14 protein-coding genes and 6 tRNA genes are annotated in these 15,839 nt (G+C 29.4%); 6 read left to right on the top strand and 14 right to left on the bottom strand.

Features of this window, described 5'->3' with window-relative positions; genetic code table 11:
• Window positions 1-6 precede the first annotated feature (6 nt).
• A complete protein-coding gene (locus HNP67_RS01040) occupies window positions 7-1,221 on the top strand; it encodes an acetate kinase (protein ID WP_184124164.1) in 1,215 nt (404 codons plus the stop codon).
• A gap of 64 nt (window positions 1,222-1,285) precedes the next feature.
• Here the strand turns inward: HNP67_RS01040 and HNP67_RS01035 are convergent, their stop codons facing one another.
• Window positions 1,286-1,840, bottom strand: coding sequence for a DJ-1 family glyoxalase III (locus HNP67_RS01035; protein ID WP_184124162.1), 555 nt, complete (start codon window positions 1,838-1,840; stop codon window positions 1,286-1,288).
• A gap of 13 nt (window positions 1,841-1,853) precedes the next feature.
• Window positions 1,854-1,927 (bottom strand) — tRNA-Met (locus HNP67_RS01030).
• A gap of 210 nt (window positions 1,928-2,137) precedes the next feature.
• On the opposite strand from HNP67_RS01030, the gene HNP67_RS01025 reads away from it, so the two are divergent.
• Window positions 2,138-3,733 (top strand): glycoside hydrolase family 3 N-terminal domain-containing protein, encoded by a 1,596-nt coding sequence (locus HNP67_RS01025; protein WP_184124542.1) that lies wholly within the window; start codon window positions 2,138-2,140, stop codon window positions 3,731-3,733.
• Here the strand turns inward: HNP67_RS01025 and HNP67_RS01020 are convergent.
• Window positions 3,711-4,673, bottom strand: coding sequence for a DHH family phosphoesterase (locus HNP67_RS01020; protein ID WP_184124160.1), 963 nt, complete (start codon window positions 4,671-4,673; stop codon window positions 3,711-3,713). The genes HNP67_RS01025 and HNP67_RS01020 overlap by 23 nt on opposite strands.
• A 117-nt stretch (window positions 4,674-4,790) precedes the next feature.
• Here HNP67_RS01020 and cdd point away from each other — a divergent pair, with 117 nt between their 5' ends.
• A complete protein-coding gene (gene cdd / locus HNP67_RS01015; protein ID WP_184124158.1) occupies window positions 4,791-5,228 on the top strand; it encodes a cytidine deaminase in 438 nt (145 codons plus the stop codon).
• A gap of 22 nt (window positions 5,229-5,250) precedes the next feature.
• Here cdd and HNP67_RS01010 read toward each other — a convergent pair whose 3' ends face one another.
• Window positions 5,251-5,619, bottom strand: coding sequence for a hypothetical protein (locus tag HNP67_RS01010; protein WP_184124156.1), 369 nt, complete (start codon window positions 5,617-5,619; stop codon window positions 5,251-5,253).
• 121 nt (window positions 5,620-5,740) lie between these two features.
• On the opposite strand from HNP67_RS01010, the gene HNP67_RS01005 reads away from it, so the two are divergent.
• From HNP67_RS01005 to rpsD, 3 genes are all read left to right on the top strand, one after another.
• Window positions 5,741-7,090 (top strand): cation diffusion facilitator family transporter, encoded by a 1,350-nt coding sequence (locus tag HNP67_RS01005; protein WP_184124154.1) that lies wholly within the window; start codon window positions 5,741-5,743, stop codon window positions 7,088-7,090.
• A 67-nt stretch (window positions 7,091-7,157) separates the two neighbouring features.
• Window positions 7,158-7,230, top strand: a tRNA-Met gene (locus HNP67_RS01000).
• 28 nt (window positions 7,231-7,258) lie between these two features.
• Window positions 7,259-7,885: a 30S ribosomal protein S4 gene (gene rpsD / locus HNP67_RS00995; RefSeq protein ID WP_184124152.1), complete on the top strand. Its 627-nt coding sequence runs from the start codon at window positions 7,259-7,261 to the stop codon at window positions 7,883-7,885.
• Between the two features lie 63 nt (window positions 7,886-7,948).
• Here the strand turns inward: rpsD and HNP67_RS00990 are convergent, their stop codons facing one another.
• The 10 genes from HNP67_RS00990 to pepD all read right to left on the bottom strand — a co-directional run bounded on the left by HNP67_RS00990 (window position 7,949) and on the right by pepD (window position 15,805).
• Window positions 7,949-8,101 carry a hypothetical protein gene (locus tag HNP67_RS00990; RefSeq protein WP_184124150.1) on the bottom strand — a complete coding sequence of 51 codons (153 nt, stop codon included), beginning with the start codon at window positions 8,099-8,101 and terminating at the stop codon, window positions 7,949-7,951.
• 39 nt (window positions 8,102-8,140) lie between these two features.
• Window positions 8,141-10,531 (bottom strand): endopeptidase La, encoded by a 2,391-nt coding sequence (gene lon, locus HNP67_RS00985; protein ID WP_184124148.1) that lies wholly within the window; start codon window positions 10,529-10,531, stop codon window positions 8,141-8,143.
• On the bottom strand, window positions 10,518-11,810 hold the full coding sequence (gene clpX / locus HNP67_RS00980; protein WP_184124146.1) for an ATP-dependent protease ATP-binding subunit ClpX: 1,293 nt from the start codon (window positions 11,808-11,810) through the stop codon (window positions 10,518-10,520). The genes lon and clpX overlap by 14 nt, the downstream gene beginning before the upstream one ends.
• Window positions 11,811-11,833: 23 nt before the next feature.
• Window positions 11,834-12,418, bottom strand: a complete 585-nt coding sequence (clpP, locus tag HNP67_RS00975) for an ATP-dependent Clp endopeptidase proteolytic subunit ClpP (protein WP_184124144.1) — start codon at window positions 12,416-12,418, stop codon at window positions 11,834-11,836.
• Between the two features lie 14 nt (window positions 12,419-12,432).
• Entirely contained in the window at window positions 12,433-13,797 is a 1,365-nt protein-coding gene (gene tig / locus HNP67_RS00970) for a trigger factor (RefSeq protein WP_184124142.1), read from the bottom strand.
• A 40-nt stretch (window positions 13,798-13,837) separates the two neighbouring features.
• Window positions 13,838-13,909 (bottom strand) — tRNA-Gly (locus tag HNP67_RS00965).
• 5 nt (window positions 13,910-13,914) lie between these two features.
• Window positions 13,915-13,995, bottom strand: a tRNA-Leu gene (locus HNP67_RS00960).
• A 79-nt stretch (window positions 13,996-14,074) separates the two neighbouring features.
• Window positions 14,075-14,148, bottom strand: a tRNA-Arg gene (locus HNP67_RS00955).
• 23 nt (window positions 14,149-14,171) lie between these two features.
• Window positions 14,172-14,244: transfer RNA gene (locus tag HNP67_RS00950), tRNA-His, on the bottom strand.
• Window positions 14,245-14,374: 130 nt separating this feature from the next.
• A complete protein-coding gene (gene pepD / locus HNP67_RS00945) occupies window positions 14,375-15,805 on the bottom strand; it encodes a beta-Ala-His dipeptidase (RefSeq protein ID WP_184124140.1) in 1,431 nt (476 codons plus the stop codon).
• Between the last annotated feature and the right edge of the window lie 34 nt (window positions 15,806-15,839).

Raw genomic sequence — 15,839 nt, 5'->3', positions numbered from 1 at the left:
AAAAAAATGAAGATATTAATCATAAACACAGGAAGTTCTTCGTTAAAATTTGCTATTTATCAATATGAAAATTCAAAAAAAATAATATCTGGAATTGTTGAAAAAATAAAATCACAAAAATCAATCATAAAAATTATAAATACTGACGGATCAATAACAGAAAGATTTGAAAAAGGAATTGAAAATCATCAAAAAGCAATAGAGAAAATGTTTGAAATGCTGTTAAACAGCAATTTAAACATCCTTAAAACTATTAGTGAAATTGAAATAATAGGACACAGAGTTGTGCATGGGGGCTCAAGCCTTAAAAATTCAGTAATTCTTACAAACAGTATTTTAAATAAATTAAAACAAATCTCTGAACTTGCTCCACTTCACAACCCAAATGCAATCATCGCAATAGAAGCAGTGCTTAAAATTTTACCACATGTAAAACAAGTTTTATGCTTTGATACTTCATGGCATCAAACTATAAAAGAACATGCTTTTCTTTATGCAATTCCATATTCTTGGTATAAAAAATACAATATTAGAAAATATGGCTTTCATGGCCTTTCTTATTCGTACATAACAAAAAGAACTTCAGAAATTTTAAATAAAAAAATAGATAATCTAAATTTAATAATATTGCATCTTGGAAATGGAGCAAGCATTAATGCTGTTAAAAATGGAAAATCTTATGACACAAGCATGGGAATTACTCCACTTGAAGGGCTTGTAATGGGAACAAGAAGCGGTGATATAGACCCATCAATTATTAATTTGATGAGCACTATATTAAATAAAACCACCAAACAAATTGAAGAAATATTAAATAAAGAAAGCGGCATACTAGGAATTTCTGAAAAATCAAATGACATGAGAGATATATGGAACAAAATTGAAGAAGGAGAATATCAATCAAAACTTGCAATAGATATAATGACATATAGAATAAAAAAGTATATTGGGTCTTACATTGCTGCTCTTGATTTTAATATTGATGCAATAGTTTTTACAGGTGGAATTGGAATTGTTGATTATAAAATAAGAGATCTTGCACTAAAAGGGTTTGAAAAAATTGGAATAGAATTGGACCTTGAAAAAAATGAAATGGCCCAAAACAAGAATTTAGAATCTGAAATATCAACCACTAATAGCAAAGTAAAAATACTAGTAATAAAAACAAACGAAGAATTAACTATTCTTGAAAACATTTATAATTTAATTCCAAAAAATTAATAATTTTTAATTTTAAAACCTAAATCTGGTTTATTTATTAAAATCATTTTAAATAGTTTTATATTTAACTCTCACAAAGTAAAGTTGCTTTTTTAACATTTTCCATTACTTGGCTACCCTTTACAATTTCAAGAAGAGTAAAAGCAAATTCAAATGAAGTCCCAACCCCTTTAGAAGTAATAAAATTATTGCTTCTAACAACATTTTTATCTATAAACTCGCCATCAAGCACATTCTTTTCCAAACCTGGATAACAGGTAAACTTATTAAAGCCTAGAAGACTTTTAGCAGCAAGCACTACTACTGGAGAAGCACAAATAGCCGCAATATATTTACCTTTAGCATTCATATCTTTTAAAATTAAATCTAATTCTTTTGAATTAAAAAGATTAGTAGCTCCAGGCATGCCTCCTGGAAGGATTATTAGATCAAAACAATTTTCCTTACAGTTTGATATTACATCATCGGTTAAAAAAGAAACCCCTTTTGAACTTATCACAACGTTGTTATCATTTGCACTGATAACTTGAATATTAACATTACCCCGTCTTAAAATATCAATCGGGATTATGGCCTCAATATCTTCAAAGCCATCTGCAAGAATAATACCCACTACCATTTACAACCCCTAATGCTGATGGAGGGACTTGAACCCACGACAACTCGGATATGAGCCGAGTGCTCTAACCACCTGAGCTACATCAGCTTAAACTTTTTATTAAGTGTATAAATTCAATAATGCTTTGTCAATGCTATTATTAAAAAGCATTATTATAAAGTATAATACAAAATGATTTGCTAATAAACATAGATAATATATTAGCATTTATTATTTTATGGTTAAATGAAAAAAAATTTTTATCTTGTTATTCTTTTTATAACTAACAACTGCTTCTCCATTGATTTTTGGAGTGCGCTGGAAAGAGAAAAACTAATAAATGAAATGACAAGTAAAATGCAAGATCATGAGCTTTTAGGACAAATGTTCATGATAAGTTATCCAAATCAATCAATAACAAATTTTGTTCTTGATTTTATTAGTAAAAAAAACCTTGGGGGAATTAAAATTTTTGGATGGAACGCAAAAAATTTAGAAAACTTAACAGAAAGTATTAATAAAGCTCAAAAAGTATCTCAAAATAATAAATTTAAAATTCCTTTATTTGTAGCAACAGATCAAGAAGGCGGATGGACACAGCACATAAAATCAAATACATCAGAAACAATTGGTAATCTTGGAATTACAGCATCTCTTTCTCCAAAAGATTCTTATAATACAGGGTATTACATAGCACAAGAGCTAAGTCGGCTTGGAATAAATTTGAACTTTGCACCCATAGTAGATATATATAGCAATGAAAATAATTTTACAATAGGTCCAAGAACATATTCGGATAACCCCAAAATAGTATCACTTCTTTCCCTAGCCTTTTACAAAGGACAAAAACGGGGAGGAATAATTTCTACTGCAAAACATTTCCCGGGACACGGCAATACTACTCTTGACTCCCATATAGATATTCCAATAATAAATTCTAATTTGCTAGAAATAAACCTAAATGAACTTTTGCCATATAAAATATTAATTCAAGAAAACATCCCAGTAATAATGACAGGTCATCTAGCATATCCAAAACTTACAAATGGAGAAAATATTCCTGCATCATCCTCAACAAAAATAATTAAAGATATACTAAGAAAGAAATTAAAATACAATAATATAATAATTACTGATGATTTATTAATGAACGCAGCAAAATACAATAATGAGAGTATTTACAATACAATTGAAAGAATAGTTAGAGCCAAAAGTGATATTTTTTTAATATCTTTAAATGAAAATATACAAAAAAACGCTTACAACATGCTACTAAACTTAATGAAAAAAGATTCGGAAATAAAAAACAATATTGTTGAATCTAATAAAAGAATATTAAGAATAAAATTAGCATACTTTAAAGAAAATAAAAATAAATCTGATCTTTATCCTAAATTCTATAAAAATGAGAAAATATCTTCAAAAGAAGGTGAAAAATTTTTTGAACAAAATACATTAAGGGGTATTACAAAAGTAAGAATAGAAAAAGAAATATCTAAGACTAAAAAAACCCTTATAATATCTCCTTATTACAAAATGATTGCAGAAGGCAAAAAAATATTTCAAAATACATATGCTTATTATTACAACTATTATCCTTTAAATAGTATCAACCTCCAAAAACTCGACGAAATTAAAAAATTAATTAAAAAATTTGAGCAAGTTGTATTTAGTTTATCAACACCCGGAAGCTTAAAATATTTAGAAAATTTAAAAGAATACAAAGATAAAATAAGTGTAATTGTATCTCTTACGCCTCAACATATTAAAAAATTGAATTGGATAAAAAACATAGTAATAATTTATGGAACAACACCTCTGGCATTTAAATCTGGATTTTTAACACTCACTAAAGATTTTGATCCAAAAGGAACTATCCCTTTAGAAAATATTATAAATAAATATTATCCTTAATGTATGCTAACATTCGATTTTTTACAATCTCTAGAGAACCTTGTTTAATTCTAAATCCACTAGCATTTTTATGCCCCCCGCCTCCAAAATCTTCTGCCAATTTACCAACATCAAAAGAATCTTTGGATCTTAGCCCAACTATAATCGAACCATCCTCCATTTCCTTTAAAATACCCAAAATTTCATTATTCTCAACATTGCTTAAAATCATATAAAAAAGCTCATTAACCCCACTAACACCACCATCTTTGCCAGAACTAGAAGAAGATAAAAATGTAAACAAAACCTTACCATTCCAATAAGATTCAAGGCTGTTAAGCATTAACTTAAGAGTTTCTATTGATTTTAGGCTTTTGGTGACTTCTATATAGCTATAAACTTCTTTTAGACTTATTCCTTTTGAAACAAGTCTTGCAACCATTTCAAAAGGCTCTGGATCACTTCTTGAAATAAATTTAAAAAAACCAGTATCGGTACAAAATCCTACTAAAATATACCAAGCCTCTTCTTTTGTAAGATCATATCCAAACTCTCTGATCAATTTTTCAATTAAAAAAGTGGTAGAGGGTGCAAAAGGATCAATATAGCCTACACATTCTAATCTTTCACCAGACATGTGATGATCGATTACTAAAATGGGCATTTTCTTTACATAAAATATAAATTCATCACCTATCCTCTCTAAAATCGAGCAATCTAAAATAATAACTGAATACTCTGAAAGATCAATATTGGGCCATTCAGATAAAAACTTATCCTTAAAAGGAACTATTTCTTTTCTAATAAAAGGGCCTTCATTTAACAAAACAGAATTTTTACCAATTCTTGAGAGAAAAGATGATAAAGCCAAAGACGAACCTATGCAATCAAAATCAGGATCTTTGTGCCCAATAATAATAAAATTATTATATTTTTTAATAAAATTAATAACATCTCTCATAATAAAGATCGCAAACCCCCCATAAAACAAGTTCTTAACTTATTTTACATTGACTATATTACAATATTTCAATAAAATAAACCACAATGGCTAATAAAATATAACAGGTGGTAAATTGTGGAAAAATTAAAACAAGAAGATATAGATAAAGCATTTTATATGGCAGAAAAAGCTAGAAATAATTCCTATTCTCCATATTCAAAATTCAAAGTGGGTGCCTGCATTAAGACTAAAGCAAACGATTTTTTTATTGGAACAAATGTTGAGAATGCAAGTTTTGGAGCAACTTGCTGTGCAGAAAGAAGCGCGATTTCAAACATGATTGCAAAAGTTGGCGTACAAATAATAGATTTTTTATTACTTAATACAAGTCCTGAATCTATTCCTTGCGCTATATGCCTGCAAGTAATGTCAGAGTTTTTTGATAAAGATACAAAAATAATAATAACAGAATCCAAATCATTTAATGAAAACAAAATACCAATAAAAATTTATACATTAAAAGATTTGCTTAAAACTCCTTTTGATAAAAAAGAGCTAAGAAGAGTTACATAATAGCAACTTGCAAAAAATTAAGTCAATTTAATATCTTTAGAGAAACCAAAGCACCCGCAAGCCTATTTAATTTACCACTTTCAAGAGTATTGGCAGATAAATCAAATAAATTTAAAATAAGTTTTTTTTCAGCAGAATTAAAATTATATTCCAAATCTTCAAATAATAAAAAATTAATAATTGGAACAAATTTTTCTATAAAGCTATATAAACTATTATTAAGATCATGGACTTCATAATAATAATTGAATATATTTTCTAATGACTTTCTGTCAAACTCCTTTAAAATCTCATAAAAAATATTTTTAATATTATTAATTAAACTGTGCAAATCATTGTTATTTAAAATATTTTTTTTACACTTTTTAACAAAAAAATCCGCTTGCCGCATAAAATAATCCCTCACTTTTGCTCTAAAAAACCAAGATTGAGCTTGAATTTAATAAATGATAGAATGTAGCATTAATGCTACATTAGTAAAATTATGTAATAACTAGGAGAATATTACAATTATGGTCAAGGTAATAAGCTTAAAAAACATTCATAAATTTGCTTATTTAAAAGTGGATCCTTTAAAAAAAGAAGATATCTGTATTGTTTATATTGAAAATAATTCAAAATCAATTGCAAATCTTAAAGCAAAAGCAAAAGCTGATCAAATTGAAATAATTCATTTTTATATTGATGATGATTTTAAATCAGAAGGCATAGAAAGAATAATGATTAGTAATTTGATTCACTACGGCAAAAAAAATAAATTTAAAACAATTTTATGCCAAATTGCTGAAATACAAGAAGAGCTTTTAAGCTTAGGATTTGAACATAAAGATTCTCAATATAAAAAAGAATTAGCATCTGAAATAGAAGAAGATAAATTTGTAATGGGAATAGGAATAATCTCTATATTTACCGAAGTAGCATCAATATCTTCCAAGCTTACTGTTGGAATACTGTTTAATTCATTTGCACTTATTGCCGATGCTTTCCACGTAATGGCCGACTTTGTTTTATCTACAATAACTTACTTTAGTCTAAAAATTACAAGCAAACCCGAAACCATCCATTATCCTCATGGACATAAACTAATGGAAAGCTTAATAGCTTTTATCATGGGAATAATCATACTTATAGCAGGATTTACACTATTTTTAAATACAACCGGATTAAATAAATTTATCACTCTTGGAGGAGAGTCTGGATTTAATTTACACATACACCAAAACAAAAATAAAAATGACAATATATATGAACACACCCATAGCCACTCACACGACCATAACCACGACCACGACCACAGCGAAGAAGACAAAAAAAATGTACTAGAAATATTTTCAAATAAATCTCTAAAAAAAAGCTTATGGATACCACTAACCCCCTTCATTTTTTTTATAGTGAAAATAATAGAATATTTGACAAAATTCCAAATAGGGAAAAGATACAACAATCAACTTCTCTTAGCACTAGCTTCAGCTGATAAAAACTGTATATTCTCACATGGCGGGATTACACTAAGCTTGCTACTTGCAACTTACATGTGGAGTGGCTTTGACAAAATTATGTCTATATTTATTGGCTTTATCATAATAAAAGAAGGACTTAACGTAATAATAAATAACGCAAACAATTTACTTTCAAAACAAAATATAGATCTTAAAAGAAGCGTAAAAGACACGTTAAAAAATTCACATGTAAACTTTAAAACGCTTAATTTCCATAATCAAGGCAACAAACTTGTACTTTATATCAAAATAAATTTGAATTCAGAAAATGACTTTAAAAATTTTATAAATAAAACACAAGAGATTAAAAAAATCATAAAACAAGAATATAAAGAAATAAATGATATATATTTATTAGTCTAATTAAATTAATAATAAACAAATAATTGACACTCATAATAAAGTTATGTTAACATTTTAAACTGTAAGACGCAGGGTAGAGCAGTTGGTAGCTCGTCGGGCTCATAACCCGAAGGTCATAGGTTCGAGTCCTATCCCTGCTATACTTTATTTTTAATATGCGAGGAATTGATGAATAGAAAACAAGTAGCTAAAGGCAAGCTGGTAAGGAGATTTGGTATCAACATTTTTGAGCAGCCAAAATACGACAAAATCCTTAAAAAAAAGCCACATCCTCCCGGAATGCATGGGAAAGCCAGAAAAGTTAAGATCACAGAATATGGAAAACAATTGATAGAAAAACAAAAGATAAAGTTTACTTATGGTGTAAGCGAAAGACAGCTAACCAACACTTTTAAAGAAGCAAAAAAACATCACGGTGTTACTGGAGACAACTTGCTCTCAATACTTGAGAGAAGAATTGACAATGTTGTATACAGAGCTGGATTTGCCATCTCAAGAGCACACGCAAGACAAATAGTTTCTCACGGTATTATTATATTAAATGGAAGAAGGGTTACAATCCCTTCAATAATACTAAGAGCAAATGATCAAATTCAAATAAAAGAAAAAGACAGCCTAAAAAAATTAATAAGATCAAATATAGAAAAAACTTCGACTCTTAGAAATTTGCCAACTTGGATAGAAGTAAATGCTGATGATTTAAACATAAAAGTAAAGCATGCTCCATCAAGAGATGAGATACCTACACTTGCTAATGAACAAATGGTTGTAGAATATTATTCTAAGAGAGCATAACATATCTTTTATTTCTGCATTATTAAAGGAACAAAAAAGTGGCTTTTAATTAGCCACTTTTTTTTATTTACCCTTTTTTTTACCCTTTGAAAAATTTTTACCCAAATTATTCTTAGCAAAACAAGAAAAGCTATTATTCTTTCTTAAGCCCTTAACATTAGGCTGAGCACTAAAAGACACTCTATTGCCCGAAGGCTTTCTAACTCCATCTTTCATATATTTACTCCTAAAATGTAAATTTAAATATGCATATTTTTAAATAATATTCAAATAATCAAAGACTTCTTCCAAACTGGAGACAAACTTAACATCTATATTATCCTTAACTTCCTCTGGAAGCTTAGAATAATCTTTTTTATTGTCTTTGGGCAAAATAACTTTGCTTATACCGTTTCTATAGGCTGCTAAAACTTTTTCTTTAATACCGCCCACAGGAAGAACAAAGCCCTTTAAAGTGACCTCACCAGTCATTGCAAGATCCAAAGGAACTTTCTTATCAGAAAGTATTGAAGCAATTGCTGTTGCAATGGTAATACCTGCAGAAGGCCCATCTTTTGGCGTTGCTCCTTCTGGAAAGTGCAAATGAATTTCAGGACTTTCCTTTACATCAAAATTAAGCTTAGAAGAATAGGTCTTAACTATAGAATATGCAAGTTGTGCACTCTCTTTCATAATAGCACCAAGACTACCTGTTAGGATAATGTCTCCTGTTTTCTCAAACTTAGTTGCCTCAACAGGAAGAACCGTACCACCATAATTTGTCCAAGCAAGTCCATAAACAAATCCTGAAGAATCAATCTTGATTAAATCCAAATTATATTCAGTATCAACATAATTATAATAATTATTAATATTGATTATTTTATAAATACCTGGAATATCAGGATCATGAGTAAAAAGCGAATTATTTCCATGTATTAAAGAACTTGGTGAATAAAAATTGCCTTTAATGATTTGATCTTTAGAATACTCATAAAGCAACTCTCTTACAAGCTTCCTAATCAAATTGGTTAAAACTCTCTTTAGTCCCCTTACACCAGATTCCATAGTATAGTTTCTAATTAAATTAAAAATAACATCATCTTCTATTCTTATATAAACTTTGTCTAAAAAACTCTCTTTAATTATGCTTGGAATCAGAAAAATCTTAGCAATCTCTAACTTCTCAATATAAGAATAACCCTCAACTTTAATTATTTCCATTCTATCCAGAAGCGGCTTTGACATGCCATTAAGAGAATTGGCTGTTGTAACAAATAAAACATTAGAAAGATCATAAGGAATTTCCAAATAATGATCTATAAACTTATAGTTTTGCTCGGGATCTAAAACTTCTAAAAGAGCAGATTCAGGATTTCCTTTATAGCTACTATTAATTTTATCTATTTCATCAAGAAGAATAACCGGATTAGATTTGCCTGATCTTTTCATCGCACTAATAAAAACACCTGGAAGAGAACCAACATAAGTTCTTCTGTGCCCCCTAATTTCTGCCTCATCTCTTAAGCCACCAAGAGATATTTTAACAAATTCCCTAGACAGTGATCTTGCAACAGATTCCACAAGAGATGTTTTGCCAATACCAGGAGGCCCCACAAGGCATAAAATAGGAGCTTTAACCTTAGAATTAATTTGATAAACAGCTAAAAAATTTATTATCTTTTCTTTTGCTTCATCCATACCATAATGAGAATTTCTTAAGATAAACTCAATCTCGCTTAAATGATTTTTCATAACAGTATTTTCATTCCATGGAAGATCTAATATTAATTCTATATAACTTCTAATAATATTAGCATCGGGCGAATTCATCTGCATTTTAGATAATCTAGAAATTTCTTTTTCAATCTTAGATTTAACATCTTCCGGAATATCTTTAGAATTCAACCTGTCAATATAATCGTTTTCATCTTTACCTAATCTTTTTTGTATCTCTTTAACTTGTTCAGCAAGAAAATAATCCCTTTGCCCCTTATCCAACTTGGCTCTAACTTTAGAATTAATATCTTTTTTAAGATCTAAAAGGTCAATCTCAATATTTAAATTAACAATTAACTTTTCTATTCTGGTTTTAACATTTAACTCTTGCAAAAGCTCTAATTTTATGTTATTTTCTAGGTTTGAATTAGAAGCTATAATATCGACAAGCTTACTTGGACTTTCAAAATAATTAATTGGCTCATTATCAGTATCATAAGATTTTAAAGATAAAGAATTTCTATAAGCCTCATAAGTTTCTTTTAAAAATTTAGAATAGGTGAAAAGCTCTCTATTTAATCCACCAACATCGGATACAAAAGTAACTTTGGCTCTCAAATAATCATTTTTTTTTGAAATACTGCCTATAATAACCCTACTTTGACACTCAACCAAAACTTTTACTACATCTTTACTGGCCTTTATAACTTGGATAAGTTTAGAATAAGTACCTACAGAGCATAAGTTTTTAACCCCTCCCTTATTAGATTTATCATAATTGGACTCATTTGGATAAGCAAATAAAATCAATCTTTCCTCTAACATGGATTGAGCTATAGAATTAATTACATATTCATTATCAAAAGTTACCCATAATGTCATATTGGGAAAAAGAACATTTTCTCTTAAAATAACAATTGGAAGATCTTCTTTTTTATTTTTTATCATATTTAAGATTGATTTCATATAACTCTTTTGCCCAAGGTTTTTTAATTGCATTTCCCACCAAAATTAATGGGTTAATATCTGAATTTAAAACAGATTCTTTTGTAACAATAACCTTCTTAGCCTTACCAATCGAAGGAACCTCAAACATAACATCTTTAAGAAGACTTTCTAAAATAGATCTAAGGCCCCTCGCTCCAGTATTTTTTAAAATAGCTTCATCTACAATTGATTCTAAAGCATCTTTTTCAAATACCAATTCAACATTGTCCATTTTAAACATATGATAATACTGCTTAACAATAGAATTTTGAGGATCAACCAATATTCTCAACAAATCTTCTTTATTCAACTTTTCAAGATATGAATGCACAGGAAGCCTACCAACAAACTCTGGTATTAAGCCAAATTTAACCAAATCTTCCATTTCTAAATACTTTAATGAAGTATCTTCTCTTATATTTTTTTTTTCAATTGCTGAAAACCCAATAGAACTTTTATTTATTCGATTTTTAACAATATTTTCAAGTCCAACAAAAGCACCGCCACATATAAAGAGTATATTTTGAGTATTAATTTCAATAGTATCCTCATAAGGATGCTTTCTGCCACCCCTTGGAGGAACATTGGCAATGGTGCCTTCAATTATCTTTAACAAAGCCTGTTGAACCCCTTCTCCAGAAACATCTCTTGTTATTGAAACGTTTTCATTTTTTTTAGCAATTTTATCTATCTCGTCTATATAAATAATCCCTTTCTCAGCCAAGCTAACATCCCCATGAGCAGCATGTATCAATTTAAGCAAAATATTTTCCACATCTTCACCAACATATCCTGCTTCCGTCAAAGTTGTAGCATCTGCTATTGCAAATGGTACATTCATCTCTGCAGCTAGCGTTTTTGCAAGCAAAGTTTTACCACTCCCTGTAGGACCAACCAAAAGTATATTAGATTTTTCAATCTCAATACCATTGTCATATTTATTATTTTTCAATATTCTCTTATAATGATTATAAACAGCCACAGATAAAACTTTTTTTGCATCTTCTTGTCCAACAACATACATGTCTAAATGATCTTTAAGCTGTTTGGGAGTTGGCAAACCGTTGGACTTCGAATCTAATGGCTTACACAGCTTTTCTTTAAAAAGATTGTGACATATTTTAGAACATTCCGGACAAATCGCTACTCCATTAGATATAACAACATTGCCGCCAAGCTCAGCGACACTAAGTCCACAAAAAGAACACTCTTTTACTTTTTGACCTTTTACTCTTGCCATAAAAACTTTTACCGAAAATAAAACTACTCCCTTGCTAAGATACTATCTATAAGACCATATTTAAGAGCATCACTTGAAGTCATAAAATAATCTCTTTCCATATCAAGAGCCAGTTTTTCCTTATCAACCCCTATCTGATTAGACATAATATCTATTATTAATTTTTTAAGTCTTAAAATTTCATTAGCTTGTATATTAATATCACTAGCCTGACCACTTATTCCACCCCAAGGCTGGTGAATCATTATTCTAGAATAAGCTAGAGATTCTCTTTTACCCTTAGCACCACCAGCAAGCAAAAAAGCTCCCATTGAAGCAGCTTGACCAATACAAATTGTCCTTACATCAGGTTTTATATATTGCATAGTATCATAAATCGCAAGACCTGCAGTAATACTTCCTCCCGGAGAATTCAAATAAAGATAAATGTCCCTATTTGAATCTTCTGATTCTAAAAACAAAAGTTGAGCAATCACAGTATCTGCCTTAGTATCATTAATCTCACCACTCAAAAATATTATACGCTCTCTAAGCAACCTTGAATATATGTCAAATACCCTCTCATAATTTCCCGTACTCTCTATTACAGTGGGTATTAAATTATGCATAAACTCCATTTTTCTTACTCACAAATTTTATAATTAACAAAATCTTTAAAAGAAATTTTTTTGCCCTTTACCTCTTTAAGATTTTCCAAAATTTTTTTCTTAGCTATTTTCCTTTTGATATCACCCTTTAAATAAGAAATCAAATTTTGATCTTCATAAAATTTTTTAATCTCCTCATAACTTACACCTGAATTCTCAGACTGCCTGGCCATTTCATCCTCAACATCGCTATCAGTAACTTTAATTGGATCTAAATCTACCATTTTCTGAATTATCAACTTAGATTTCAAATTTCTAAGAATCTCATCTTTTAAATTATCACTACCAATAGATCCTGACGAATAAAACATACTTTTAAACTCTTCAAGGCTCATATTATTTTTATTTTGTCTTCTAGAATCCTTAAAAGCAATTTCAATTTCAGCCTCAATCATTGAATGGGGAATGTCTATTTCTAATTTTTCAGAAATAGTAGAAAAAAATTTATTTAGCTTTAAAGTTTCTTTTTTTTCTTCAACAATGTTTAAAAGATTAGATCTTATAAAATTTTTAAGATCATCTAGCGTATTATATCTGCCACTAATATCCTTTGCAAACTCATCATCTATTAAAGGAAGATCTCTTTTTTTAATACTCTTGATCTTAACCTTCAATTTTCTTAAAGAACCCGCAAGTTCTTCAAATTTGTAATCTGCAATATAAGATTTTTCTATAACTCTCTCTTCATTTATTCTCATGCCAATTACATCTTTGTCAAAATCATAATAGGTCTCAGATTTTCCAACCGTAAAAACAAAGTCTTGTCTTTTTGTTAATACTATCTCATTTAAAAGGTCATCAAGCTCAACAAAATCTACTTTAACAATGCTATCTTTCTTGACAACTCCTTCCTCATCTTCAATGATAATTGAATTTTCTACTTGAAGATTCTTAATCTCATCATCAATGTCAGAATCATCAATAAAAACTTCAGGGACCTCCACTTTAACATCAATCTCATCAAAACTTGGAATTTTAAATTCAGGATAAGTCTCATATACAAAAGTAAATTCAAAATCTTCATCAATATTTAATCTTAAATTTTTTTCCTTTATAGTAGGAGTAGCATAACTTAAGGGCATTTTTGTTTCTTCTTTGAAAAATTCTTTAAGAGAATTATTAATAACTTCTTCTAAAAGAGTAGCTCTTAAACCCTCAGAATATTTATTTTCAATAATATTAATAGGAACTTTTCCAATTCTAAAACCTTGAATCTTAAGTCGGGAAGAATAATCTTGCAATAATGAATTATATTTTTCCTGAACAACACCTTTTGAAACTCTAATGATAACCTCAACTTTTGAACCTGGAAGAAGCTTAATATCTTTACTCAAAATCACTGTTAATGCCTCAATTAAACCTTATTGATAATTATTAAAAAGCGAAAGACGGGATTTGAACCCGCGACTTCCACCTTGGCAAGGTGACACTCTACCCCTGAGTTACTTTCGCACTTTTACAGAAGGTGGGAGTCGAACCCACACGCCAAAGGCACTAGATCCTAAGTCTAGCGTGTCTGCCAATTCCACCACTCCTGCATACTTCATACTCAAACTAGTATACAAAAACTTAAAAGCTTTTGCAAGTATGCACAACCTACTAAATAAATAATAATTTCGCACTCAGCAGGAGTCGAACCTGCAACCTTCGGATTCGAAGTCCGCTGCTCTATCCAGTTGAGCTATGAATGCAGTTGAAAATAAAATTGATAAAGGGTGATTGACGGGGCTTGAACCCGCGACATTCGGAACCACAACCCGACGCTCTACCAACTGAGCTACAACCACCAATAACTAGTGAATATAATTATTATAATATTTTATAAATATTTAATTCCTAAGTCAATAAAAGATAAAAATAATAAAAACCTTATAGCTTTCATTAAAAAATTTATAATAAACCACTAAATTTTTAAAACTAAAATTTTTGAAATCTTTCTAAACTTTTTTTCAAAAAATCATAAACTCTAATAGTTGAAGATATATTTACTCTTTCTCTAGTAGTATGAGGCCATTCAATCCAAGGCCCAAGAGTAACAGATTCTATACCCCCCAACTTAGAAGATATTATGCCTGTTTCAAGTCCTGCATGTATTAAGGAAACATTAGCAGATTCAAGATACATCTCTTTGTACACATCTTGAAGATGTTTTAAAAGATTGCTATTCTTATCAGGCTTCCAAGAAGGATCATCATAAATTACACGCAAATTAGACCCTGATAAATCACTTATTGATTGCAAATGATTGCAAACATAATCTTTGTCTGAATCCAATAAAGATCTTATTAAAAAAGTAAAAATATAATCGTCTTGCACTTTTAAAAGACTTGAAAAATTTAAAGAGGTCTTTATAAGCTTATTTTCATAATTTTCTACTTTTTGAACTCCATGTAAAAATCCCATTCCCATATTTAAAAGCTTATTTTTGCTATCTTCATCAAAAACTTTAACAGATGAAAATTCTCTTTTATTAACAATAACATCAAATTCATCCTCAAGAGAATATATACTTTTAACTTTAAGTAAGAAAAGTTTAAGCTCTTTATTTAATAAATCATAATCAATATCATCTATAAAGATTATAGCCTTGGCTTCATTTGGAATTGCATTGCTACTGTTTCCACCAAAAATACCTTCAATTTCAAAATTAAGATTTGCTTTAATTTCAAAAAGAGCAAAAAACATTAATTTTAAAGAATTTGCTAAATCTAAATGAATATCTGCTCCAGAATGACCACCCTTAAGCCCTTTAAACAAAATCTCTACCTTTGTTCTTTTCGTTACAAAGCTATACTTAGGAGAAAAAACAATCTCAACAAGTCTTGATCCCGCACAACCAACTAAAAAATAGCCTTCTTCCTCTCCATCAAGATTAATAAGGCTTTTGCCGCTACATAAATTAGGATCAAGCTCAAGAGCGCCTATTAAACCTATTTCTTCATCAACAGTAAATAGAAGTTCCAAATCGGGATGAAGGAAACTATTCGCTTCACTCATAATCCCTAGCATCATAGCCACTCCAATTCCATTGTCCGCTCCAAGAGTAGTCCCCACTCCCTTAAGATATCCATCCTCTTCAACAATTTCAATTGGATCTGTTTCAAAATTATGTAAACTGGATTCATTTTTTTCACAAACCATATCAACATGAGATTGTAAAATAATAGGATGCATATCAATATTATTATTTGACTTTATCTGCACCACAATATTACCAACACTGTCTTCTTTAAAAGAACAACCAAATTCTTTGGCTCTTTGCTTAATAAAATTAATAATTCCTTTAACATTTTTTGAACATCTTGGAATTTTTGATATCTCTTTAAAATAATCAATTACAATACTCATAATAACTTTCCTTTGATTAAATTAAATCCATAAA

Origin of the sequence: Borreliella californiensis (assembly GCF_014205885.1) — a bacterium.
Classification (GTDB): Bacteria; Spirochaetota; Spirochaetia; order Borreliales; family Borreliaceae; genus Borreliella; species Borreliella californiensis.
This window is presented reverse-complemented; position numbering and strand designations above follow the sequence as displayed.